Origin of the sequence: Sphingobacterium sp. JUb56, assembly GCF_014191365.1 — a bacterium.
GTDB classification, from domain to species: domain Bacteria; phylum Bacteroidota; class Bacteroidia; order Sphingobacteriales; family Sphingobacteriaceae; genus Sphingobacterium; species Sphingobacterium anhuiense.
In genome coordinates, this window is record NZ_JACHWL010000002.1 from 1025926 (window position 1) to 1051623 (window position 25698).

19 protein-coding genes are annotated in these 25698 nt (G+C 35.6%); 5 read left to right on the forward strand and 14 right to left on the reverse strand.

Annotated features, from left to right (window positions below; genetic code table 11):
• Nucleotides 1–85: 85 nt before the first annotated feature.
• The 3 genes from FHR29_RS23755 to FHR29_RS23765 all read right to left on the reverse strand — a co-directional run bounded on the left by FHR29_RS23755 (nt 86) and on the right by FHR29_RS23765 (nt 5186).
• Nucleotides 86–1993: a heparinase II/III family protein gene (locus FHR29_RS23755; protein ID WP_183917612.1), complete on the reverse strand. Its 1908-nt coding sequence runs from the start codon at nt 1991–1993 to the stop codon at nt 86–88.
• Nucleotides 1994–2492: 499 nt separating this feature from the next.
• Nucleotides 2493–3698, reverse strand: a complete 1206-nt coding sequence (hmpA, locus tag FHR29_RS23760; protein WP_183917614.1) for an NO-inducible flavohemoprotein — start codon at nt 3696–3698, stop codon at nt 2493–2495.
• 222 nt (nt 3699–3920) lie between these two features.
• The gene (locus FHR29_RS23765) at nt 3921–5186 is read right to left on the reverse strand and encodes a chloride channel protein (protein ID WP_183917616.1); all 1266 of its coding nucleotides are present in this window, start codon (nt 5184–5186) and stop codon (nt 3921–3923) included.
• Nucleotides 5187–5820: 634 nt separating this feature from the next.
• Between FHR29_RS23765 and FHR29_RS23770 the strand changes: the two genes are divergently transcribed.
• The 3 genes from FHR29_RS23770 to gmd all read left to right on the forward strand — a co-directional run bounded on the left by FHR29_RS23770 (nt 5821) and on the right by gmd (nt 10254).
• The gene (locus FHR29_RS23770) at nt 5821–7767 is read left to right on the forward strand and encodes a nucleoside-diphosphate sugar epimerase/dehydratase (RefSeq protein WP_183917618.1); all 1947 of its coding nucleotides are present in this window, start codon (nt 5821–5823) and stop codon (nt 7765–7767) included.
• A gap of 405 nt (nt 7768–8172) precedes the next feature.
• Nucleotides 8173–9120 (forward strand): GDP-L-fucose synthase, encoded by a 948-nt coding sequence (locus FHR29_RS23775; RefSeq protein ID WP_183917620.1) that lies wholly within the window; start codon nt 8173–8175, stop codon nt 9118–9120.
• Nucleotides 9121–9156: 36 nt separating this feature from the next.
• A complete protein-coding gene (gene gmd / locus FHR29_RS23780; RefSeq protein WP_183917621.1) occupies nt 9157–10254 on the forward strand; it encodes a GDP-mannose 4,6-dehydratase in 1098 nt (365 codons plus the stop codon).
• A 188-nt stretch (nt 10255–10442) separates the two neighbouring features.
• On the opposite strand, the gene FHR29_RS23785 is transcribed toward gmd, so the two are convergent.
• From FHR29_RS23785 to FHR29_RS23830, 10 genes are all read right to left on the reverse strand, one after another.
• A complete protein-coding gene (locus FHR29_RS23785) occupies nt 10443–12179 on the reverse strand; it encodes a RagB/SusD family nutrient uptake outer membrane protein (protein ID WP_183917624.1) in 1737 nt (578 codons plus the stop codon).
• A gap of 12 nt (nt 12180–12191) precedes the next feature.
• Nucleotides 12192–15428: a TonB-dependent receptor gene (locus FHR29_RS23790; protein ID WP_183917626.1), complete on the reverse strand. Its 3237-nt coding sequence runs from the start codon at nt 15426–15428 to the stop codon at nt 12192–12194.
• A gap of 403 nt (nt 15429–15831) precedes the next feature.
• A complete protein-coding gene (gene idi / locus FHR29_RS23795; protein WP_183917628.1) occupies nt 15832–16344 on the reverse strand; it encodes an isopentenyl-diphosphate Delta-isomerase in 513 nt (170 codons plus the stop codon).
• Nucleotides 16345–16364: 20 nt separating this feature from the next.
• A complete protein-coding gene (locus FHR29_RS23800; RefSeq protein WP_132840813.1) occupies nt 16365–17654 on the reverse strand; it encodes a deoxyribodipyrimidine photo-lyase in 1290 nt (429 codons plus the stop codon).
• Nucleotides 17655–17693: 39 nt separating this feature from the next.
• The gene (locus tag FHR29_RS23805; RefSeq protein WP_132840811.1) at nt 17694–18380 is read right to left on the reverse strand and encodes a lycopene cyclase domain-containing protein; all 687 of its coding nucleotides are present in this window, start codon (nt 18378–18380) and stop codon (nt 17694–17696) included.
• Nucleotides 18381–18382: 2 nt separating this feature from the next.
• Nucleotides 18383–18838 carry a sterol desaturase family protein gene (locus FHR29_RS23810; RefSeq protein ID WP_183917630.1) on the reverse strand — a complete coding sequence of 152 codons (456 nt, stop codon included), beginning with the start codon at nt 18836–18838 and terminating at the stop codon, nt 18383–18385.
• Nucleotides 18835–19305 carry an SRPBCC family protein gene (locus FHR29_RS23815; RefSeq protein WP_183917632.1) on the reverse strand — a complete coding sequence of 157 codons (471 nt, stop codon included), beginning with the start codon at nt 19303–19305 and terminating at the stop codon, nt 18835–18837. The genes FHR29_RS23810 and FHR29_RS23815 overlap by 4 nt, the downstream gene beginning before the upstream one ends.
• Nucleotides 19306–19372: 67 nt before the next feature.
• A complete protein-coding gene (locus tag FHR29_RS23820; RefSeq protein ID WP_183917634.1) occupies nt 19373–19978 on the reverse strand; it encodes a squalene/phytoene synthase family protein in 606 nt (201 codons plus the stop codon).
• A 76-nt stretch (nt 19979–20054) separates the two neighbouring features.
• The gene (locus FHR29_RS23825) at nt 20055–20723 is read right to left on the reverse strand and encodes a MarR family winged helix-turn-helix transcriptional regulator (RefSeq protein ID WP_183917636.1); all 669 of its coding nucleotides are present in this window, start codon (nt 20721–20723) and stop codon (nt 20055–20057) included.
• A 394-nt stretch (nt 20724–21117) separates the two neighbouring features.
• Nucleotides 21118–21657: a fasciclin domain-containing protein gene (locus FHR29_RS23830; RefSeq protein ID WP_221197942.1), complete on the reverse strand. Its 540-nt coding sequence runs from the start codon at nt 21655–21657 to the stop codon at nt 21118–21120.
• 341 nt (nt 21658–21998) lie between these two features.
• Between FHR29_RS23830 and FHR29_RS23835 the strand changes: the two genes are divergently transcribed.
• Both FHR29_RS23835 and FHR29_RS23840 read left to right on the forward strand, forming a co-directional pair.
• Entirely contained in the window at nt 21999–22559 is a 561-nt protein-coding gene (locus tag FHR29_RS23835) for an RNA polymerase sigma factor (RefSeq protein ID WP_183917640.1), read from the forward strand.
• Nucleotides 22559–23365 (forward strand): anti-sigma factor domain-containing protein, encoded by an 807-nt coding sequence (locus FHR29_RS23840; protein ID WP_183917642.1) that lies wholly within the window; start codon nt 22559–22561, stop codon nt 23363–23365. The genes FHR29_RS23835 and FHR29_RS23840 overlap by 1 nt, the downstream gene beginning before the upstream one ends.
• Nucleotides 23366–23422: 57 nt before the next feature.
• Here FHR29_RS23840 and FHR29_RS23845 read toward each other — a convergent pair whose 3' ends face one another.
• A complete protein-coding gene (locus tag FHR29_RS23845; protein WP_183917644.1) occupies nt 23423–25561 on the reverse strand; it encodes a hybrid sensor histidine kinase/response regulator in 2139 nt (712 codons plus the stop codon).
• Between the last annotated feature and the right edge of the window lie 137 nt (nt 25562–25698).

Here is a 25698-nt window from a genome sequence, read left to right on the forward strand (position 1 = left end):
TAAAATCTCTTAATTAAATAGCATCTCAATATAATCTGTGCTATCTATTTTTGAGAATAACACAAAGGATACTAGTCATTCAAAATTATTTGACGGTAAATATATAAGTACCTTTCTCTTTTATTTTTTTCGCTTTCAATGATAATCTAAAGATAGCATCACCCCAGACCTGACTTAGTCTGATATCAGACTGAGGAATAGCTTCAACTTCAGCATCAAATTCAGCAACATTATATTCTAGATGATATTTCCCTCCGTTCAACGCAATCTTTCCGCCAGAAATAACAGGTTTTCCTGCCAATAAAAAATGAATTACATTAGATACTGTAGGTGTTTTAAGATCAAATTTATCTATTATTTCCAGCACACCTTTTTTTAATTGATAACTACGATTCCATGAATTGATCGCGGCCTGACTTGAATAAGCTCCTGCAATATTCAGTTTAAACAACTTTTTCTTCGGATCAAATGATACATCTTGCGCCTTATATGAAGCTCCGAATACTTGATCATGACCATTAATCTGTGGCAGGTTGTGATAACCACTTTGCATGGACCAGATGTCGTAACGTTCAATGCTAAAGGTCTTTTTATTATATGTACCAACACCGGCATCGATAAAAATAGGTTTTTCAGCACGATATAGAATAAATGTTCCGATGTCATTATGATTATGACTTTCATTATTATAACCGCCTTTTGCAGCAAAAAATAAATCCTCATCTTTCATGTATAAGAATTCTGTTTGCGGATACCACTTGTAGCTATTTGTTGGAAGTTTTCCCGACCCATTTTTAATTTCGTTCAAACTCGATAGATCTTCCAGACTTCGGAAGATATCACGATCTGCCTTAAAAGAAGGTTTTATTTTACCATCCAGGTATCGTGCAAAATCAATCATTTCCGGACTGTTCACAGCCTTTCCATAACGGAATATCAAATTGGGATCACCACCACCTTTTGCTGAAGCATCGGCAAAATTTACAACCCAATTATCTCCGCCGATATAAGACTGCGCAATATACTCACCCATATTGCGTACTACAGGTTGATCGAAAATACTAATTTTATTGCCTGTGGCATCCGCCAAGATTTTTAGGTAATCGTAGAGCTTACCAGCTGCGTGCCCCCAATATGAGGGTCCTTCCTCACAAGCACCATCTGCTTTGACATAGTTCATAAATTTATCGACAGATTGCATCGTTTTATATATACCGGCGCGCTGTTTCTCGACATCATCTTCGATGAGTAATAAACAGGTCAGTACATTAAAATTACACCAAGGATTCCAATTATTGACCATCTGATTCGGTTTGCCCGCAAGTGCCTGCCACCACATATCATTACGTTCTAGGTAGGGTGTAATAACCCGATCTTGAATTGATTTTTTCAGACGCTTACTAATCTCTAGATTAATCTTATCCATTTCAGGATGCAGGTAATAGTAGATCCAAGAAAGCATCGATCCCATATCGCCTGCTACTAGATCTACGACATGCGTACCTTCTTGTGGTAGCGTACGTTTTGAAGATTGAAAAGCGGGCAGATGTGCAGATAATGACCAAGTACTCATCTCGGTAAAATACCAGATGCCATTGATAATCTGATCTAAGTAACGTCCTTTTCCTTCAGCCAATTCGGCTAAAAACAAGTTGCTCAATGCGATCGCATTTTCATTCATCGGCTTCTCCATGATCACACGTGAGCCTGTCCGCTCATAGGCCAGATAATCTGAGGCTTTCACAACCTGCCATTGATAATCTAGATCACTATTTCCTTTATTTAATAAAGTACCAGCTACTGTTTTCGTCAACTCAGACCAAGCTGCTCGATCCTGATACTCTGGGAATGGAACCCATTGCTTAGGCGGAAGCAGATCACGCTGGAGATCTGCTGGATTAAATTTTCCGCTTAATAAATTTAGTTCATCTGCCTTTACCATTGCAAAAAAACAAATTTGTAAAAGCAATAAGCACATCAATAATTTTTTCATAAGATCTATGTTGATATAAATTTGGAAATAACCGTATTCATGTATTTACTCTATTTAACTCCTCTAGTGGTTGGTCACCAACATTAAAATACTGTATTCACTTTTCTTGATAAAAAAGAGTCATCATAGCTGTTGATGCCAAATTTGAAATTAAAAAGTGTACCATCATAACAAGAAGATTTAAACGGAATATTCTACATTAACCATAATTTGAAACAATATTAAAGATATCCTTGAGTGGGATTTACCTACTTTTATAATTTCTAAGATAAGGTATTTCAACATTAAAAAAGTTGAAATTATCGCAATCGATTTCGATAAAACATAAAAGGAAAGATAATAAGCAATAAGCTGGTGGGAAATATCGCCTTTAATATAAATAGGTTAAATTATGTTGAATAGAAAAGACCAAGCTTCATAATGAAACTTGGTCTTTTTTAATATCGATTATTATCTTTTTGATTTGAAAAGAATCACTGATGTAATAAATATTTTTTGATTAATTCAACTGTAATGATGCTGGTCCAAATTCTTCAAAATAAATGGCTGACTTCTCGACTCCATGTTCCAATAAAAAATGATAATGTTTTGAAATGAAGGGAGCCGGACCACAAATAAAATATTCTGCTTCCGGTTGCAATACCACATTTTTTATTTGTGCAAGCTCTACCCAGCCTTTATACTCAAATGCTGCTGTTTCCTCAATATGATCATAAAAGATATGGCGATCGATCTTATTATCCCTAGCGATTTCTGCAAGCCTATCCTTGAATGCATGCACAGACTCATTTCTACAACCGTGTATCCAGGTAATTGGAATAAGTGATTCTACTTTATCTTTTACCAATTCTTCAAGCATCGCCATCAAAGGAGTTTGTCCGACTCCGCCACTTATAAATACTTTTGGGTTTTGATTTTCTGGTTGGAGCACAAATGTTCCCGCCGGTGCAGATAAATCGACCAAGTCACCTATTTCCACATGATTGTGCAGATGGTTACTGATCATCCCGTCAGGATGTTTAGTTCCGATTTCTCGTTTCACAGAAATACGGTAATATTTTCCATTTGGGGCACATGAAATACTATATTGTCGCGGTTGTAAAAGATCCAATTCTGGCAAGAATAAACGTAGGCTGATATACTGGCCTGGCAGAAAATCAGCCACTGGTCCGCGATCACTGGGATAAAGATAAAATGAGGTAATCTCTTCCGATTCTTTAATTTTTTGCTTTACAACAAAAGGTCTCCAGCCAGACCAGCCTCCGATTTTGGCTGTTTGCTTGCTATAGAGTGACTGCTCGTGACCAGACATCAGAGAAGCAAGTTGCCCATAAGCCAGAGTCCAAGCCTCTAACAGTTCCACTGAAGCAGCATCGCCTAGAATCTCAGCAATGGATGCAATTAAGTGATTGCCCACAATCACGTAATGTTCCGGACGGATAGATAAACTGGTATGCTTATGACCGATACCATTGACAACAGGCATCAATACACCTGGGTTTTCGATATGTTCTGCGTACGCCAGTACGGCCATTGCTAGCGCTGTCTGTTGTTTATTATTCTGCTGGTTGCCCATGTTGAACACATGTTTCAATTCAGGGTTATGCTCGAACATACGTTTATAAAAATGTGTTGTCAATAACACACCATGCTCTTTTAAAATTGGCACAGTAGCCTTTACTAATTGTTTTTGATCTGCTGTCATGTTATATCAATGAAAATAAAAGATAATTACATCTTTTATTGTTGTAAAAAAATGCTTTATGAAACAAAGTCCTAGAAACGCGGCTAATTGCTATATTTGATCATTTTTATATGATTAACTTAAAATAAATAAACTCATCTCTAAGTCTCACAAAGATAAAAACAATAAAAGACTTTATCATCTTTTATTAAAAAAATATGACACAAGCACGAAATATAGCCACTACTTTGCTATTTCAGGATATGTATAGACATTGTAAGGGTTTATCTTTTTTGCTACGGCATAAGCGATCAATACTGCAATTGCCACTGGAAATAGTAGTATATATGCACCCGGAGCCATACTGCAGATCAAGAACAAGGCAGTGAAACGACCATGAATAGCAGCTGCTAATGTCGAAGCGGCACCTACCAAGGCAAAATTTAAAATCAATAAATCTAAACCAAAAATCATATTGCAAAACAATGCCACTGCCATACCCAAAAAAGCCCCAGCAACAATACTTGGCGCAAATACTCCACCATCACCACCGGCGCCCAAAGTAAGGGATGCGACCAAGGGTTTCAATATGACCAGAATCAGTAGTGATATCGGAATCATCACAGCTCCCTGTGATACTGTAGACAATTTGATCATTTGCTGAAGACCGTGATAACTATCTCCGTACAAGGCTGGAAAGAAAAAAATAAAGCTTCCAACAGTAATTGCACCAATATTAACTCTCAAAAAATTACTATCTATTCGAGCAAAAAGTTTTTTAGAAGTCAAGACCAGCTTCATAAAATAATTAGCCAATACAGCTCCTAATACAGCAACCAACATCATAAATGGCAGTCCATACCAATGCCACTGCTCAACAGGAAAGGATAATAATGGTTCTTTCTCAAAATAATAAATTCCTATAGAAGAAACAATTCCAGCTATAGTACAACTGAACAAAACAGTTTTCTTCAATCCTCGAGCGATCACTTCAATGGCAAAAAACCAACCTCCTAAAACAGTTCCAAACAACACGGCGACACCCGCTGTCACGCCTGCACAGATGAGCTCGCGCTTATATTTCATCGGTGCCCAGCCTCCTTTACTCATCTGGTTGCCCAATGTAGCAGTAGCCACTACCGTAGAAACCTCTATACCTGTAGATCCTCCAAAAATAACCGTAAGAAAACCGTTTATATAATGTGATGGAATTTTATATAATGGAAGATGATCCTGACGTGTATCCAGTGAACGGTAAATTTCACGAATGCCCTTATTTTTTTTATTTTGAAATACGTATTTCCGTAAAAAATAGATGATGGTAATACCTATGGATGGAAAAATAATATAGAGATAATGATTTATTTGCGACACATGCTCAAACAGATAATCTTGCCAATGGGTAGTGAGGTGTTTAAGTGTATACGCCAAAAGTCCAGATAGCACAGCGACAATAATACTGCCTATCATGAGCTTAAAATAACTGTACAGTTTTATTTTATCTTTCATGATCGATTTCCTATTCTGGCGCAAAGCTACCATAAAAAAATGCAGTAATTCAAGTATTTGCAAGAAAAACTGTGCAATATCTAAGCTGCTACCATTGTTAATCCATGAATATAAAACTGTACATACAAACAGAAAATCAAACAGCACCTCAGTAACATATAAAATGTTAACTCAAATACTGAACTATTTAAATCAGTATAATGAATTATTTTTCAGTTATTCCTCGAATATTTAACAAAAATTATCCCTTGAAAGAGAAAAAAAAATCACTGTAACAATTAAATTTATGTAGATTTGTAGCTACAAGCCATTGGACAATGAATATATCATTTTTACAATAAATGATAACAGAAAAGAACTCGAATAAATAGGAACAAATCAGTTTTTAACATTTTTTATTCCTTTTACTTATTTATTAGACCAACGGCGGAATTAGCTGTAAGCAGTATTCCTTTATAAATCATATTTTATTATCATGAATATCTTGGCACGATTTTTACTTCATGATGGGAAATTTGAATAGGGTATTACTGACAACTAAAACCAACAATTTTTAAAATTAGGTAGTTGTTTCAACATCTATCTTATATCAAAGTTATTGTAATAAAATCACCTACTATTTGAAACATGTTTCATGATTAACCTTACGTTGCTAAAGAGAAAATTTCGAAAAGACAATCCAAGATGGGTTATTCTTTTAATTGATTTGTTTATCGTATTTGTCTGTTATGCTATTTCTAATTTCATTTTTAATAGTATGCATGAACAATATTCGACGGCTATGATGCTGAAGAAAAGTCTTCTTATTTTACTGGTGTACAGCTTTGCTTTCTCGATAATGGGAACCTATAAAGGTATTATTCGTCAAACTGGTATTCAAGATGCGATAAAGATTTTTAAAACTGTCTGGTTAGCATTTATGTTGTTAGCAATACCAACAATTGCTATTCGTTACTATATTCCAAAAGGAACAATTGCTGGCGATTTCTTACGCCTCTCTTACATCATACTTTTTATGCACAGCTTTTTCACCATGGTGATGCTGGTTGCGGCTCGTGTGACTTACCGAAGTATTTATGACATGCTTTTTCTTCCTAATCGGAAAAATCGAAATGTATTAATTTTTGGAGCTTCCAGACCAGGATTAGTAGCTTACTCACTTTTACGTGAAGACCGCCGTATCAAAAATCATGTTGTTGCGTTTGTCGAAGATAAAGTTTCACGTGTAGGTAAACGTATTACGGGATTACGTATACTCTATCTAGAAAAAATAGATCAAGCTTTCATTGACCAATTCAATATCTCAGAGGTTATTATTGCAGTGGAAAATAATGATCCCGAAAGATTAGTACAAGTAACAGACCATTTTCAACAACTGAACCTTGAACTAAAGATCATGCCCAATTCACGGGTTATGTTAAATTCTGGTGCTAAACGTGAGATTCGTCCACTAAAGATTGAGGATTTATTAGGAAGAAAAGCGATTAAGATTGAAAATCCGGGAATTGATGCAGAATTGGACAATAAAGTAATTTTGATAACTGGTGCTGCTGGTTCGATCGGAGGAGAATTATCCCGTCAGATTTCACAACGCAATTACCGTCACCTTATTTTACTAGATCAAGCCGAATCACCACTTTACGATCTTCAACAATCGCTAAAAGCTTCTCATCCCGATCGCGTTAAATGTATTGTTGGTGACGTTCGTGATAAGTTATTTTTGGAACGTATCTTTAAACGTTACCGCCCACAGATGATTTTTCACGCGGCGGCGTATAAACATGTTCCTTTAATGGAACAAAACCCATATGAAGCTATCTGGACTAATTTAATTGGCAGTAAAAATATGGCAGATTTGGCTGTTGCATATGGTATCCATAAGTTTGTTATGGTATCTACAGATAAAGCTGTCAATCCAACTAATGTCATGGGAGCAACAAAGCGGGCGGCTGAGATATATGTCAACAGCTGTAGCGCATTAGGAAAAACCAATTTCATTGTTACACGATTTGGGAATGTATTAGGATCAAATGGCTCCGTTATCCCATTGTTTGAAAAACAAATGGAACAGGGAGGCCCATTAACACTGACACATGAAGACATCACACGATATTTTATGACGATACCAGAAGCTTGCCTACTAGTTCAAGAAGCTGGTGTTATGGGCAATGGTGGAGAAATCTTTGTTTTTGATATGGGTAAATCTGTCAAAATTATAGATTTGGCCAAGCGCATGATCAAGCTGAAAGGTTACCGTTATCCTGAAGATATTGATATCAAGATCGTAGGGCTAAGACCAGGCGAGAAAATATTTGAGGAATTATTAGCGAATGATGAGAATACACAAAAAACGCATCATCCTAAAATTATGATCGCTCAAGTAAATCGAGAAGACATAGCTGAAAAATGTCATCTAATTGAGCAGTTGAGCCGTGACATTACTTCGTTTGACAAAAGTGATATCAATGACATGCAACTGGTGCTACAGCTCAAGAAAATTGTTCCAGAATTTAAGTCACAGAATTCGATATTTAAAGATTTGGACGAACATCTTGAAGAAAAAGTTATTTTAAACACTTAATATGCGGTAAATTAAATATCGTTACAAAACAATAAATAACCCGCTTTACTAAATATAAGCGGGTTATTTTTTTTGAGTTTTATATCTGTGAATAAAAGATGAACAGTCGTTGTCTTAACCTCCTGTTTGTTTCACAATGAAATTACCCATCTCTAAAGGCTCTCTTCAAATATTTTAATACAATTATTTCTCATACAATTCCAATTATTCTTTCGTAATTTGCCATCGAATTCTTCATCGAGTTGCTATTTATAAAAAATAAATTCATTCGATTCAAGTATTTCGGATGAGAATCCGGTAGTCAAATTTATATGTATTCGAAGAGTTAAATATAATGAGGCATAATTTAGCAATACTGATTTCCTTTTTCATATAATCCAGTCTGCAAATAGAATAAGAATAAAGATGAAAGACAAAAAAATATATATAGCAGGTCATCGTGGTATGGTTGGTTCAGCAGTCCAAAGAAATTTAGAGAACTTAGGTTATCATAATTTCATTTTACGAAGTTCTGCTGAATTGGATTTAAGAAACCAGTCCGAAGTACAGGAATTTTTCAGAAATGAAAAGCCAGCCATTGTAATTGATGCTGCGGCAAAGGTAGGTGGTATATTAGCCAATAACAATTATCCTTATCAGTTTTTGATGGATAATATGCAAATTCAAAACAACCTTATAAACGAGTCATTACAAAACGATGTTGAAAAGTTTATTTTCCTAGGTTCTTCTTGTATTTATCCCAAATTTGCACCTCAGCCTTTACAAGAATCCAGTTTATTGACGGATAGTCTAGAGCCAACAAACGAATGGTATGCCTTGGCAAAGATTGCGGGGGTAAAAGCATGTCAAGCGATACGTAATCAATTTGGAAAAGACTATGTTAGCCTTATGCCTACAAATTTATATGGCACACATGACAATTTTGATCTCACAAGTTCACATGTCCTGCCTGCGATGATTCGAAAATTTCACGAAGCGAAATTAGAAGGACATACCACAGTCAACTTATGGGGATCTGGAAGTCCGATGCGCGAATTTTTATTTGTGGATGATTTGGCGCGAGCTGTTGCATTTGCGTTAGAAAATAAGCTTCCCGAATACCTATATAATGTCGGTACAGGAGTAGATCTTAGTATCAAAGATTTAGCGACTCTCATTCAATCTGTTGTCGGTCACCAAGGAGAAATTAACTGGGACAGCAGTAAACCCGATGGAACTCCACGCAAACTTATGGATGTAAGTAAGATGCATGAATTGGGATGGAAACATCAAATTGAATTAAAGGATGGTATCCAGACTACCTATCAATGGTTTCTAGAAAATCAGGATAACTACAAAGAAGTAAAATTATAAGTATTCAATACTACTTAAATTAAGCATATAATTAAGATGAAAATTGCATTAATCACTGGTGTAACCGGACAGGATGGCTCATATTTAGCAGAACTATTATTAGAAAAAGGCTATATGGTACATGGTATCAAACGTAGAGCATCCTCTTTCAACACACAGCGTATTGACCATATTTATATGGACCAACATGAAAACCATGTCAATTTTAAGTTGCATTATGGAGATTTGACCGATTCAACTAATATCATCCGTATCATTCAAGAAGTACAACCTGATGAAATCTACAATCTGGGAGCCATGTCACATGTTAAGGTATCTTTTGATTCACCAGAATATGTAGCGAATGTCGACGGTATTGGAACATTACGTATTCTTGAGGCTGTACGCATCTTAGGTCTAGAGAAAAAAACACGGATTTATCAAGCATCTACTTCCGAATTATACGGTTTGGTTCAAGAAGTTCCTCAGAAAGAAACTACTCCATTTTATCCGAGATCACCTTATGGAGTAGCAAAGATCTATGGTTTTTGGATTACGAAAAACTATCGTGAAGCATATAAGATGTATGCTTGCAATGGTATTCTTTTCAACCATGAATCGCCACGAAGAGGTGAAACTTTTGTCACTCGTAAGATTACGATGGCTACAGCTGCCATTGCACACGGCAAACAAGAATGCTTATATTTAGGTAATCTCAATGCACAGCGCGATTGGGGGCATGCAAAAGACTATGTGGAAGCCATGTGGCTTATCTTGCAACAAGATGTAGCCGAAGATTTTGTCATCGCAACAGGGGTAACCACTTCTGTTCGTGAGTTTGTACGTATGGCATTTGCTGAAATAGGTATAGAACTCGAATTTGAAGGTAGTGAAGCTTCAGAAGTTGCAAAAGTAAAAGCCTGTAATCACCCCGATTATCAATTAGAAATCGGTAAAGTTGTTGTAAAAGTAGATCCTCAATATTACAGACCTACTGAAGTCGATTTATTGGTAGGTGATCCGACTAAATCAAACACACAATTAGGATGGAAACCGAAATACGATCTTGCAGGTTTAGTAAAAGAAATGATGGAATGTGATGTTGCTTTAGTCAAAAGAGATTTCTTACTGGCCAATCCTTCACAGGTTAAATAGATACGACCTCTTATAACGTTTAAAATAAAATAGCACTAATAAAAAAACACTACATGAGAAACTGTATGACATATGATATCGTCATCCTATTATTTCCATGAAAGGTGAAAGGTTTTACTCTTTTAAGAATTTAAATAGGTATCACTAAAACAAAAAAGCACGGAATTAAATCCCGTGCTTTTTCAATATTACCAGTTAGGGTTCTGTTCTAACTTTTCATTTCTAGCGATTTCAGAAGTTGGCAATGGCCATAAATAATCCTTTTTTTCATCAAACCTTCTCAACGATGCATCTTGAAGTATGATATAATTTTTATCGTTAACCTTCGTTGTCGATGCATCCCATTTCTGACCAGAGTCGGTTAAGTACTCACTAAATAGATAACTTCCATAAAGTGTTTTTGGCAATTCGAACTCAGCAGTCTTCCAACGTATCAAATCCCAATAAGCTAAACCTTCAAAAGACAGTTCCACTTTACGCTCACGCCGTATTTCCGTTAGCATATTTAAGCCGTTGGCATTGACAAAAGCATTCGTCAACTTAGCCATACTTACAAAATTAGGATTAGTATCCGTCCCTATATTAATCTGTGGCAATCTATCTCTTAGCGCATTGATCGTCTGGTCTAAAACAATGTCAGATATAGCTCCATTCAATTCATACACCGCTTCAGCATAATTTAACAAAACCTCAGCATAGCGTATAAAAGGTCTATCTATATAAGATGCCTGCAAATTCCAGAAATTCTTATTCGCGTATTTACGTATACCATAACCACTTCTTTGTTGTGTGGGATGTGGAATTGTGTAATCACTGCTCGATATAAACTCATCTCCACGTTTGAATAAGGTAAAGCTCATGCGCGGATCTTTCTTATTAAAGTACTGAGCATGTGTCATCGTTTTATTCGGTGCTTGGTATAACGGTGATTTATCAATAGGCAGTCCATCTGCCATTAAATAGTTATCTACAAAGTTTTGTGTGGGTACGATTGTCCCTCCTTCGTAGTAACGCTGCACAGCAGTTGATACAATGGCATTTTCACGGCTTACCCCATATACTTTTGCAACGATATTTTCTTTATTAGCACGGCCATCACCGGCTTCCTGAAAAAGATTAAAGTAAGCATTATTCAGCACTTCGCCTTTTTTACCAGTACTTTTTTGCGTAAACAAACTATGAACATTTGAGCTGATCACTGCTTCTGCTGCATCTTTAGCCATCGTAAGGTGTTTGGTTGCATCTCCGTAATGATGATATTTCTCACGAGTACCTTCAAATAGTGCAATACGAGATTTCAACGCCAAGGCTCCTGTTTTAGATATTCGTCCATATTCTTTCGCCGCATTTATTTCATCTGCAGTCCGTAAAACAGAAGTTGCATAATCCAGATCATCAAAAATTAATTTGAGTACTTCATCACGACTTGCTCTTGGTAAATATACATCAGGGTCATCAACCCCCATTGTCTTAGTGATTAACGGTACACCACCAAAACGTTTAAACATTTCGAAATAATAAAGTGCTCTAAAGAAACGAGCCTCTCCAACATACCAGCCTACCTGTGTTGCATTCCCTCCTTTGTCCAGTACCTGCTGGGATTTTTCGATAAGTTGATTAGCCTGAAATATTTTGTAATAATCATAATCATCACTTTCCGCTGGTTTTACGCGGGAACCATCACTGATTTTATCCCCATTATTGTTGGGATAAGCATCTGTAGACCAGTTATCCATCGATACGTCCTTTAATGTTAAACCAGGGAGCGTACTATAAAAATAGTTCGCTGCCATACGCAGATCGCTCACTGTATTCCAGAAGTTAACATCACTTACAGTTGTTTCGGGAACTTCATGTATATCACAGGAAACAACAGAACCGAATGATAGAGAAGTTAATAGTAAATATATAAATCTTTTATTCATGATGATAATCAATTAAAAATCAATGTTTAAACCAAATGAGAACGAAGTCGTAAAGGGATAAGGATTAGAGATCGTACGTGTTGGTTCATTCTTATCTGTCGTTTTCATTTCAGGATCAATACTTCCCTTAAAAACACCCATCTTAGAGAATGTCAATAAATCTTCACCTGATGCATATATGCGAACTCTAGAAAAGGGTAATCTAGGTAACTTTTCTTTGGTTAAGGTATAGCCTAGCTGAATATTTTTTAGTCGAGCATAAGCACCATTCAAAAACCATTTATCAGAACTCTGAAAATTATGATCCCCACTTAAATATGGTCTTGGAAAAGCAGCATCCCTATTATCAGGAGTCCAATAATCGGTTTGGAAACTCACCGGTAAATAATACGAATACAATAAAGGTTGGATCAATTCATTGCTTGGCTTAAACTTACGTTTTGCAATTCCTTGAATAAAGAAGCTAAAATCAAAATTCTTGTAGCCCATATTAACATTAAAACCAAACTGGTAACGTGGGTTGATATCTCCTAGATATACCAGATCACCGGTATTGCTAAGTTTACCATCACCTATACCAATCTTCTTATCATCATCAATATCTTTGTATCGTACATCGCCAATTCCAGGAACTCCTGTTTTATTGATAAAATCTTTATAACTTGGAGCCAGTGCAACTTCTGCCTCATTTTGAAAATAACCGTCCGTTAGGTATCCCCATATTGAATTCAACGCATACCCTTCTACTCTTTCATTTACCCCACCGTTTATGATATCATTTGCACCACCATATTTAACTAATTTATTCTGATTGTCTGCTAAATTAAAAGCCACACCGTATGTAAAGTCTTGACCTACTTTATCATTATAACTTATTGCGGCTTCCCATCCCCAGGTTTTCAACTTTCCGTCATTGGATTTTGGCACTCTAATACCTAAGGTTTCAGGTAAACTGACCTCCACCAACATGTTATTGTTAAATTTATTATAATAATCAAACGATCCTTTCAATTTTCTGTTCATTAAACTGAAATCCAAACCAAAGTTTTGAGTTTCTACAGTTTCCCAGGATAAACCAACAGCAGGTAATAAATCCTGATACAAATAGGTCTGTCTAACATCTCCTAGCACAACATCTGATTTACTTAACAACTGAGAGATAAAGTCATAATAGCCTATTCCCTGTTTTGAACCTACTTTACCCCAAGAGGCGCGTGGTTTCAATTCATCAAAAACTCCTGAAATACCATCAAACCAAGATTCCTTAGACATATTCCAACCAGCAGAAAACGAAGGAAAAACTTTCACACGATCACCGACAGATAGGCGGGAACTCTCGTCACTCCGTACAGTAGCTTCAAAAAGATATTTTTCTTTGTAATTGTAATTGAAGCGTCCAAAGTAGGATTGCATCTTTTCCCGCTCACCCAGTTGTAAATTTGATTTATTTAACGCATCTGTCGTAAAATTTAGACTTGGATTATCATTCACGTACAGATTTTTAGTTGTTGCATTTACCGTTTGATAATCATAAGTATACAACTGGTAGCCGCCCATCACATGAAAATTATGATCCGAAGATAGCTTAAAGTCATAGTCTATGATAGCTTGATAATTCTGTCTAATGGTTTTATAATCCGTTATTGAATAATTATTTGGATTATTTAATTGAGTCGCTGAAGTTGGTAAAGGACCAGAAAAATATGTAACCGTTCTTCTAAAATTTCTATTTTGTCTATTAATATCTTCACGGCTATACATCGCTTTCACTTCGAGTCCCTTCACAAAATTATTAACCGTTGCTGTCACATTATTGAAATATGTACTGCTGCGATCCCTGTTAAAACCACCATCTTTCAATAAAGCATAGCCAAATGCCGATGATGTACCACTGCGATAATAAGTACCATCTTCGTTGTAAAGTGGAAAACGCATTCGTGAAGAATACAACTGTCTTAATAAACCATTTCCACCTCCATCAATGCCATAGCCCCCGTCCTGCGGGTTATCTGTTGCTTGATCGATAAAGGAACTTCCCAGATCCAGCTTAAGATACGAATTGACACGCGCAGAAAGGTTAAGACGTGCATTCCACCGTTCAAAATGATCTTCTCCAACTTTGAACATTCCCTGTTGCGTCATATTACCTAAAGAAGCCATGTAGGTAATATTATCGCTACCACCGGAAAACTGCAGGTTATGATTATACAGGTTATAAGATTTACGCACGGTCTGGTCAATTATGCTTTCCCGATTATATGTTCTCCAAAGGTTGTTGGCCCCTAAAACAAAAGTAGGGCCATTAACAGCATAATCCAGATCTTCGGCATTATATTCAGGTGCATCACCCGCATTAATTTTACCAAGGTTAACATAGTTCATTTCATCGATCAACGATAATCTTTTAGGCATATTGGCCGGTTGTTGCCAAGCCATATTACTCATTAAAGAAATACGGTTTCTACCTTTCTGTCCTTTCTTTGTTGTAACTAATAATACTCCTCCTGCAGATTGAGCACCATAAATAGCAGTCGCGCCCCCATCTTTAAGCACACTAATATTCTCGATATCATTCGGATTCAATGCCGTAAAAGTTGCTTCCGAACTGATTACTCCATCAATTACAATTAAGGGGGAAACACTGCCATTTGCAGAAGTAGCTCCGCGCACCTGAATATCTAATCCTTGTGCTCCGGGTCGACCTGATTGTCTAGAGATTACAAGTCCCGGAGCGGCGCCTTGGAGCATATTGACTACTGTAGGTGCAGGTCGATCCTTTAATACTTTTGAATCGATCTGTGAAACTGCACTCGTTAGATTGGTTTTCTTTTGATTACCATACCCAACTACCACGACCTCTTCAAGAATATCTTCATTTGGTTTCAAAGTTACCATTGCGGCACTTGTTGCAGCAATTTCCTGACTGATATAACCGATCGAACTAAATACCAAAATGGGGTTGAGGGAACTTACTGCAAGAGTGTAGCTTCCATTGTTATCTGTTGAAGTGGAGCTTTTGCCTCCTTTTTCTCTCACTGTAACACCGCTGACACCCCTACCAGTTGCATCAACCACTTTACCAGAAATGTTATGTTGCACTATAGATTGAGTGTACACCAATACCTTCGGCGAAAGCATATTTGCACTTGCCAGATTAGGTAGCATGGTCAGCGAAAGTGGTGTTAAAAGTGCAAGATGAAAATATAATCTTGACCACTCCTTCTTATTTGAGTAATTGTTTTTAACCATATTCTATGTATTAGGTTTTTATTCGTGTAACATTTGGTTATAGTGAAACAAGTCTAAACAAAAAAAAACCACGTATACTATCGCTCAGACTAAGCAATCGATTGCACGGCATACGAAAACGATGTAGAAAAAAGATGTGTTAAAATATTTTGCAAGAACATGCAAAAATAAACACAGTATAATTTTGCATCATACTGCGATATAGGAAAATTAAAATGGTAAAAGCACTATACACATATGGTATATCATATCTCAGATAATCCCAGTAGAAAGTTATTTAGTAATCACAACATCTAAAAAGGACCATATATTCAGGTGCTGCTAAGATTTTAGAGTTAATCACCCCCGAAGAAACGAGATTTAGTAATAACTTAAATTTTAAAATTCAAGTAACTAAACCGCACTATATATGTTTTATGATTTGGGGCAAGGCTATTCTAAACCAATAGGTAAAGGCATCGGGCTCAGCAGCAATCTGTTGAAGCAGATCTAACCGATCGATCCACTTATAATTCATGACTTCATTGACATTAGGTACAGGTTCCCTATCCGTATATCCCACAAGTACGTGATCATATTCGTGTTCGATGAGATTATTTTCCACAGGGGTATGATAAATAAATGAAAACACTCTTTTCAGTTCACATTGTAATCCCATTTCAAACTGTAAGCGCTCTTTTGCGCTCTCCTCAATATCTTCATCTAATTGTGGATGCGAGCAACATGCATTCGTCCACAATCCGCCACCATGATATTTTTCATTCGCTCGTTGATGAATGAGCATCTGTCCTTTGGTGTTAAAAATGAAAATAGAAAATGCGCGATGCAAAATTCCTTTTTCATGCGCCTCCATTTTGTCCATTTCACCTACTACGTGATCCTGTTCATCTACCAATATTACTTTATTTCTTTTCATATTTTTTACAGACAATAAATTTACAATGCTTGCTTATATACTCTCAGTGCTCTTTTACGTGCTTCCTCGTGCGACACTATCGGTATCTGAATATATTTTTCATAATCAGGATTCCAAGTTTTAATATAAGACAGATCAGCATCAAATTTTAAAGTTTGCGCTGTGGGATTAAAAATACGGAAATATGGCGCTGCATCACAACCACATCCAGCCACCCATTGCCAGTTACCATTATTGGCCGCCAGATCATAATCTAATAATTTTTGAGCGAAATATGCTTCACCCCAACGCCAGTCAATAAGAAGATGTTTACAAAGAAAACTAGCCGTAATCATTCGTACCCTATTATGCATAAATCCCGTTTCATTGAGTTGCCTCATGCCTGCATCGACAATCGGATAACCCGTTTTCCCGGAACACCAAAGCTGAAATTCAGCTTCATTATTTCGCCATATGATCGAATCATATTTTGGTTTAAAACTATGTGTGACTACGCGCGGATAGTGATACAGTATTTGCATAAAAAATTCCCTCCAGATCAATTCAGAAAGCCATGTCTCATTATATTTCAAAGCAAACGCTACACACGATCTGATTGAGATTGTGCCAAATCTCAGGGCAATACCTAAGCGTGTTGTATGATCTAATGCAGGAAAATCACGCTTTTTATCATAATCGCTTATAATCTCCAGTTCTAAATTAGGCTTTTCAAATATTATATCCGTTTTCTGAAAGCCCAATACCTCTAGCTCTGTAATTTTCAATGGATTAGTTTTATAAAAATGTTCTGCAGAAACTACTACAGAGGCATAATTCTGAGGAACCAATAGGCTTTTCCATTTTCTCGAATAGGGAGTGTATACACTGTAGGGGTTGCCGTCATCTTTAACAATATCCGACTTTTCAAATATAACCTGGTCTTTGTAAGTATTAAATTGAATGTCTCGCTCTTTCAGGTACGATTTTATCAGCTTATCTCTTTTTATTGCCTGTGGTTCATAATCTCTATTACAGTATACACCTTGTACATCATAAATTTTAGTAATAATCTCAAAAATCTCAAGTGGTTTACCGTGATAAGTCTGCAACGTTGATCCATAATTATGCAAAGTACTATTTAGTGAATTCAAAGCTTGGTGAATATAATCCACTCGTCGATCTTTGTCAGTTTCCAACTTTTGAAGTATAGTCGTATCAAAAATAAATATAGGGAGCACAGGGTAACCCGATGCAACAGCCTGCTGTAACCCCACATTATCTTCTAAGCGCAGGTCACGTCTAAACCAAAATACAACAATCTGATCATTCATCTTTACTATTTTTAATCCTTAACACGTTAATTATTGCGTTTAATCATTTTTTTGAAACCGTTTAAAAAAATAGATGTTAAGCATAAACTGCGCATACCCATATACTGCGTCTTCTATCGGAATGGTCAGCATACGAATATTGAGTATTTGATCCGAATTATAATTGACTATAGGAGAATCCAATCCAGTTCCGGTGAGCACACCATTCACCATAAAAAAACCAGGCATTAAGCACAGATAAACAAATGAACCTTTTCCAATCCAGTTCACTTTAGCTATATAGTGCAAATAAATTATAGTTCCAGCAGTTATCGATGCCGTAACAAGTGGATATATTTTCTTGTAAAATAGAATACCGGTCAATATGCATACCACTACAGTAATCCATACCAGTAAATTGTTGAATCGATTTGCCCAATTAAGATTAAAAAATTTGTCGAGACAGAAGTAGGTAAAAACACAGGAAAATGGTATACAAATAAAAAACAACCATTCTTCAATTGGCAAACCCAATAATCGTAAAGGCATGGTATAAGCTGTATTAAACCACCATACACCCATTTTAGTAAACTGTATATCCCATACAATGAAAGGAATTGAAACAATAATACTTGCTTTTAAAAATGCTCGAAAATATTTATTAAACTGTATTCGACGATCAAAAGAATAAATAAAACAAATGACAATGGTCAGAAAATTGATCAGTATATAGGTATATGTTTGCATTCTTAATTCTTTTTGAAATACATTTTAAAATATTTAACTGGAACCCAAAGAAATCCAAAACATTCGCCCCTCTCTCTTCCTAAATGTTTATGATGCTGCTTATGTGCTCGCCTGATGGCTAATAGATATGGGTTTTTGGTATTACTTAAAAAACTGATACGCTGATGAATAAAAATATCATGCACAAAAAAATAAGCCATTCCGTAGAGTGTAACCCCCAGACCGATATAAAAAAGGTAATTAAAACCTTCCTGACGCCCTAAATACATCAATATGATAGCAGGTATCGCAAATATGATGAAGAAATAATCATTCTTTTCAAGATGTCCCTCTGTACTGTGATCATGGTGGTCTTTATGTAAAATCCATAAAAAGCCATGCATCACATATTTGTGAATCAACCAGGTTGCTCCTTCCATCAGAAAAAAAGTAGAAAACACAATTATTAGATTCCTCATGACTGCTTTTCAGAGTTAAATATTTTTTCTAAGACTTGATAGCGATAGTTAAAAATAGCGTACAGCTTCTTTCGTATGACTAATGTATGCGCAAGTCGACCAATAAATCCATAAGGTAATTCATAATGAACAATATCTTTCATCAATACTCCCTTTTCATTTACGATAAATTCGTGAAAATGATTCCATCGTCTATAAGGTCCTTTTACTTGCTGATCAGTAAAACTTATATGGTGTTTAACTCTTGTTATTTTAGTTCTCCACTTTGTGGTTATCCCTAATAACGGAGTTATTTTATAGTCAATGATCATACCATCATAAATAGGTTTATCAGGAACCTTATTGACAATTACAAAATTCATGTCTTGCGGTGTAATTTTAGTCAAATTATGAGGGGAAGAAAAAAAGTTCCAGGCTGTTTCTATATCGCAATTCAATTGCTGTTCACTTTGCAATAGATATATCATATTCGTAAATCTTTATTTGCCTTATATTTTATTTATAAAGCCAAGTTTATAGTATCTTAAATTCAAATTACATCCCAAATATCCGAAACGGTCGACTTAGATCTATCTTATATTGTACATAACTACTCATCATCAAAGATAATTTTTGAGTATTCGGGATACGTATACGTTCATTCAATATCCGTTGAGCAGGGATTTGTTTAATTCTTCTCAATAATGACCAGTAATACTTATATGCTAAAAAAACACCAAATTTGGATGAACTAGGTAATTTTTTTATACCTAACAATGCTTCCTTAAATTCATTTTCGATATCCAATTCAATTGCCGCTCTAATCGTATTGTTAAATACGCTCATATCAACATCTGGAAAATATGTTCGGACCAAAAGGTGGTAATCATCTTTTATATCACGTAGAAAATTTATTTTTTTAAATGCCGATCCTAATTTCATCGCATATGGTCTCAATTTTTCATATGCTCCCTTGTTACCATCTACAAAAAGATGGAGACACATCAATCCTACAACTTCAGCAAAGCCTAAGATATACTCTTTATACACATCTTCGTCATATTCAACTTGATTTAGATCCATTTCCATACTCCTCAGGAACTGATTTACCAAACAGCGATCGATCCCATATAGGCGTAAAGTTTCTTGAAATGACTGCATGATCGGGTTTAGTTAAATACCTTCTTCCAAAGCGATCTTAAAATTTTGCCCCCTAAGTAAAATTATAGGTACCTACTTAATTATTCAACAAAGGATAGTTTTCAGCAACAGAAGTAAGTAAATCTGCAACGTCAATATTTTGATCATAGATTGGTTGATGAAATTTTTCCAATTTTTGCAATAAACGTATCAATTCCATTTTTTCCGGACGTGTCAAATCCCCCGTAACAATTTGACTTGCTTGCCGAATTTTATCCATTTGATTCTCGAGAACACGTAGTCCCTCATCTGTTATAGAAATGACTTTACTCCTTTTATCATCCTCCGAATCGACCTGACCTACCCATTTATTGTGAATCAACCTATTGATGATCTGCATACCAAAAGGTTTATCATGGATATTACGTTTTATAAGTTCCATTTTTATCATTGGCCCAAAAACTTTCAGGTTGATTAAATAAATAAAATCTTCCTGCGTAGAAAAATCTGATTCATGTATAGCCGCTTTAGAGTAATTCTTTGCAAACCTGTTCATCTGTACAATTAACGTATTGATGACACTCTCAGGATTTCGTCCGTTTTCCTTTCCCTCCCAGTCTGGCTCTGCATGAACTACACCTTTGTAATGATCAACTATAAATTGTTGAAAGCCTGCACTGTCTTCACTATACTTTCCACTTTCTTGCTTATTTTTTTCAAACTTTTCGATTAGGTCAATTGTATCTCTTAATAAATTGTAATTCATGATTTGTCAATTCAATAAATAAATAGGCCAAAACTACTCTATTTACATTTTATAAATGTACATTTTTAAAATATAAATCTAAAATATAGTTTACAATTATTCTAAATATTTTTATAAAAATGTTGAAAATATCAGACAATAGATTCTAGATATATCCCTAGCATGTGGCTTTTAAGGAATAATTCAACAATTAATTTCGATTGTAATACCCATAATAAAAGAAAAGCTGTAAACATACCTTTGCAATAGATTTACAGCTTTTATTTCATTTATAAACGTCCAATTATTTATCGGCCATGATGATCCAAATTTAAAGGACCACAGATAAAATATAAGCTTTACCTGTAGAGAACCAGATTAAAATTATACAACCAGTTAGCGATCTGATTCATGATCAAGGCATCAACACATGGTCAATAACATGAATGACACCATTTGACTGTACAACATCCGAAATCGTCACCTTAGCATCTTTTCCTTTAGCATCACGCACATAAAGATCCTTACCTTTAGTCCAAAAAGTAATCTTCCCTCCTTCCACTGTAGTCATTTCAGTCTTACCTCCCATTTCCTTAACAGATTTCCAAATTGATGCAACATCAAATTTCCCAGCTAACACATGATAGGTCAGAACCTTAGTTAACATACCTTTATTTTCAGGCTTTAATAATTTCTCAACCGTACCCTTCGGCAATAAATTAAACGCTTCATTTGTTGGAGCTAATACAGTAAAAGGTCCTTTAGAAGACAATGTCTCAATTAAACCTCCGGCTTTCAAAGCTGCCACCAAAGTTGTATGATCTTTGGAATTAACCGCATTCTCAACAATATTTTTAGTTGCATACATTGCAGCACCACCTACCATTACTGTTTTTGTTTTATTTGATTGCTGTGCAACAACATTTCCGCAAAAGAAAACACCCATTAACAACATATTGAGTGCCATAAAAGTGAATTTAGTTTTCATTTTTTTATTTTTTAATAGTGATCATTCAATTTTTTTTGTTTCTATCATTTACGAAATAATGCTTCACTTGGATTGCATTTTGAAATTAAAAAAGGTGAACTATTATTTTAAATAAAATCATAGAGCGCCAGTTTGATCCATCACAATATTTCCAAAATTCGGGTATGCTCAACTTAATTCCACGTGCGTTTATTTTGAGACATGAATAATGATTTCTGGCGCAAGTATCTCAATCAATACATTAAAATTCAAATAAATACAAAACTTATTAATCTTATTATATATCTTTGAATTCAAAGACTAATTAATTGAGCCCGATACACCACTTAGAAGAAGATACTTTAATTTCCTTATTACAGAAAAAGGATCAGCGCGCCTTTAATTATCTTTATGATCATTATGCGGGAGCACTGTATGGTCTAGTGCTACGTATCGTTACACTCAAGGAATATGCTGACGAAGTACTTCAAAATGTTTTCGTCAAAATATGGAAACATATTGATTCTTTCGATGCTTCTCGAGGCAAACTTTACACTTGGATCATTAATATAGCTCGTAATGCTGCTTTTGACTATATCAAATCCAAAGGCGTTCAAAATGAACAAAAAAACCAATCTCTTCCAGATATCGTAGATGCTAAAGAAAAGCATAACTTTAGTGTTTCTACACAGGTGGATCATATTGGTTTTAAAAACGTATTGAATGAACTTCGTGCAGAATGGAAGGAACTTATTGAAATGGCCTATTATGAAGGGTACACACAACAAGAGATTGCAGAAAAACTAAACATCCCACTTGGAACAGTAAAAACGCGTACACGGGGAGCACTTTTAGAATTAAAAAAAATACTTAAAGAATACCAATACTAGTGGATATTAAAGAATACATATCGTCAGGAATTATCGAAGCTTATGTGCTAAATCTCGCCAGCGAAGAAGAGGTGAGTGTTTTGATGTGCATAAGTAAGCATAACTCTGAAGTACAGCAAGCGATTCTAGAGGCACAAGAAACTTTAGAAGATTTTGCTACTGTCCAAGCTATGTCTCCTCCCGCCGAGCTTAAATCGATAATCTGGGATGAAATATCCGATCAGACTAATCATCCTGTAGCACCTATTAAAAAGGCAGAAGAGTTGATCCCACAATCTCCTCTACCGTCCTCCGTGCGCAAATTTAGTGCGCTAAACTGGAGTATTGCAGCGTCTATCTTATTAGCGTTAAGTATAGGTGCTAATATCTATTTCCAAAATAAAATTACTATTAATCAAAATCTGCTGGAACAATCAGTTTCAAAACAAGAATCTACTCAAAAAGCATTGATGAGTTTAGAGGAAAAATGGGCTATGTTGCAAGATCCTGCAATCAAAACGATCACTTTAGCCGGAGTAGAGCAACATCCAAAACTCAAAGCACATGTTTTCTGGAACACGAGTACAAGAGATGTTTATCTGAGTTTAGAAAATTTACCTCCTGCGCCAGAAGGTATGCAGTACCAACTTTGGGCAATCGTTGATGGGAAACCAGTAAATGCTGGTGTATTTCCTTTGGATCATACTGACCAGATCACCAGTATGAATCAGATACCTAAAGCACAAGCTTTTGCTATAACCTTAGAGACAAAGGGAGGAAATCCCACACCAAATTTATCACAACTTTATGTGATGGGAAATACATAAACTTTCGTTATATTTTAATACAGAAGTTACCTGTCACACTATTTGCAGTCTCATTAATTATCCCATAGACCTCTTAATAGAGGAAATTAGGTCGTGAGCATCCAACGGTTTTTTCAATTTTGCATCAAAAAGATTTACCTGCTTTTGCTCTGCGGCTTCCAGATACATACTGTCTGCCGTAAAGACAAATACCTTAACTAGTTCCCATGCTTTTTTTGCACGTATTTTATTTAAAATTCCCCAACCGTCAAGATCAGCCATCCTTAAATCTGTGATTACGACATCAACGTCATTTTCATCCATATATGCAAGCGCAACATGACCTTGCTCAAAGATATGTACATTGGGAAAATCTTTAAAATAGTGATTCAAGTAAAGAACATTAATCCTATTATCATCAATGATCACAATCTTCATTTCTTGAGGAAGATCTTCCAATGTATACTGTATAGCGGTGGTTTCTAATATTTTCGTTTTTTCGACAGGAAGTACCAAAGTAAATGTGGATCCCTTTCCTAATGTGCTGATCAAATCAATGTTGCCCTCCATTTGTTGTGCAAATAATTTCGATATATATAACCCCAGCCCAAAACTACTTGTTTGCTTCTTCGCTCCGGCCATATAGTACTGACGAAATACCAGCGCCTGCTCTTCTTCTACAATACCAATACCACTATCCTGAACAGCCACAAACAGCGTTGTTTTTCCATTTTTCAGCTTCAGAGAAGCGGTGATACTAACTTCCCCCTGAGAAGTATATTTAATGGCATTACTGATCAGATTAGAAACGATCTGCTTCATTCTAAACTCACTGCTATAAATTAATAATGTAGGGTCTATTTCTATTTTTTTAACAATAGAAATATTTTTATTTTGGGCTTGATGGTTGTGTAAATTGAGAATATTTAGTAATAATTGGTGCGGTGCAAAATAATCATATTGTACATCCATTGCCCCAGCTTCCAACTTACTCAGGTTTAATATATCATTGACAGTACTGTTGATAACATCAATTTCGTGCGAGGCCGAGTTAAGATACTCTGGATGAATCAGCTTACTATCATTATTTTTTCGCAATATGCTAATAATACCCTGCAATGCATTGATAGGAGATCTTACCTCATGACTTACACTCGCTAAAATAGTCGTTTTCTCTGCCGCTACCTGTGATGCATAATCCTTCTCCTCCTGCAATTTACGTTCATAAGAAACGGCATTCGACTGATAGAAGAAAATCAGAATAATTGACAGTCCAATTATGATAAAAGATCCAATAAGCTGATTTCTAAAATTATGTGTACTTTCTTTGTATAATGCCAAGTCTTTTTTTTCTGCCTTTCGCAGTAGCGCTAACTCGTGACTTTTAATCACATCAATTCCCTTCCTCAGATTATCCAGTAAGCTTCTATTTGCCAGCACCAGTTGTTTTTCCTTATCTTGAAGAGCAACAAACTTTTCTTGGAGGTTCTTTAAATTTTGACGGTAAACTTTTTTATTTTGCTGTATCAGATAGGCTATATTACGGGAAATTACATCTTTTTGCAACGTATTAAAATCTTGTATAATCGTCTTAGCGACAAGCGTATCATTTTTAGCTTTAAAAATACGTTTAAAGAGATTTTCTTTTTTTCGGATTGTCGTATCTTTCGTTAATGTATTAAAGGAGGTGTCACTCATTATCCTCTTCACAATCGAATCGACCTGCTCAAACTTAGGATCCCTTAATAATGTTTTATTGGAGGAAGATAAAACAGACAAGGAGTCCTTTGTAAAGAATATGAGTTGATCTACTGTCTGCTTTAATGTCGCAAATTCTTGTGAAAGCACCTTTTTTTGCTCCATATCTTCTGCACTCACCTGCATTAAATTTTCCTTCAAAGGCAATTTTGACAATGAGTCTACAGAATACCTAATCGTATCCAATTTATTTTTGTAAGCTGAAAAAGTAGGCTTGTCAAAATTCACGGTATACAACCTGAAAAGGTTTTCGGCTTCACTATATACGGAGAATAATCGATCAAGTCCAGAAGATTGTTTATATGAAGATGCATATGCAGCATCAAGACGTTCTTTTACCTTTTGCTGTTCATAATACTGGTAAATAAATATAACACCTAAGTATATAAAAGAAGCAATAAGTGCTCCGATCAATAAAGCTCGAAGGAGAAATGTTTTTTTCTTTTTTAGTGTTGACAAGAGTTCAGTATATTTTCTTCAGATGTATGGCAAGTGCAGGCATCGATAGTCCATGCAGCATATTTTGCTGACATCAAATTATGTGAGCATTAAAATAGTAACAATAATAACTATTATAACTGTACACCTATGAAGAT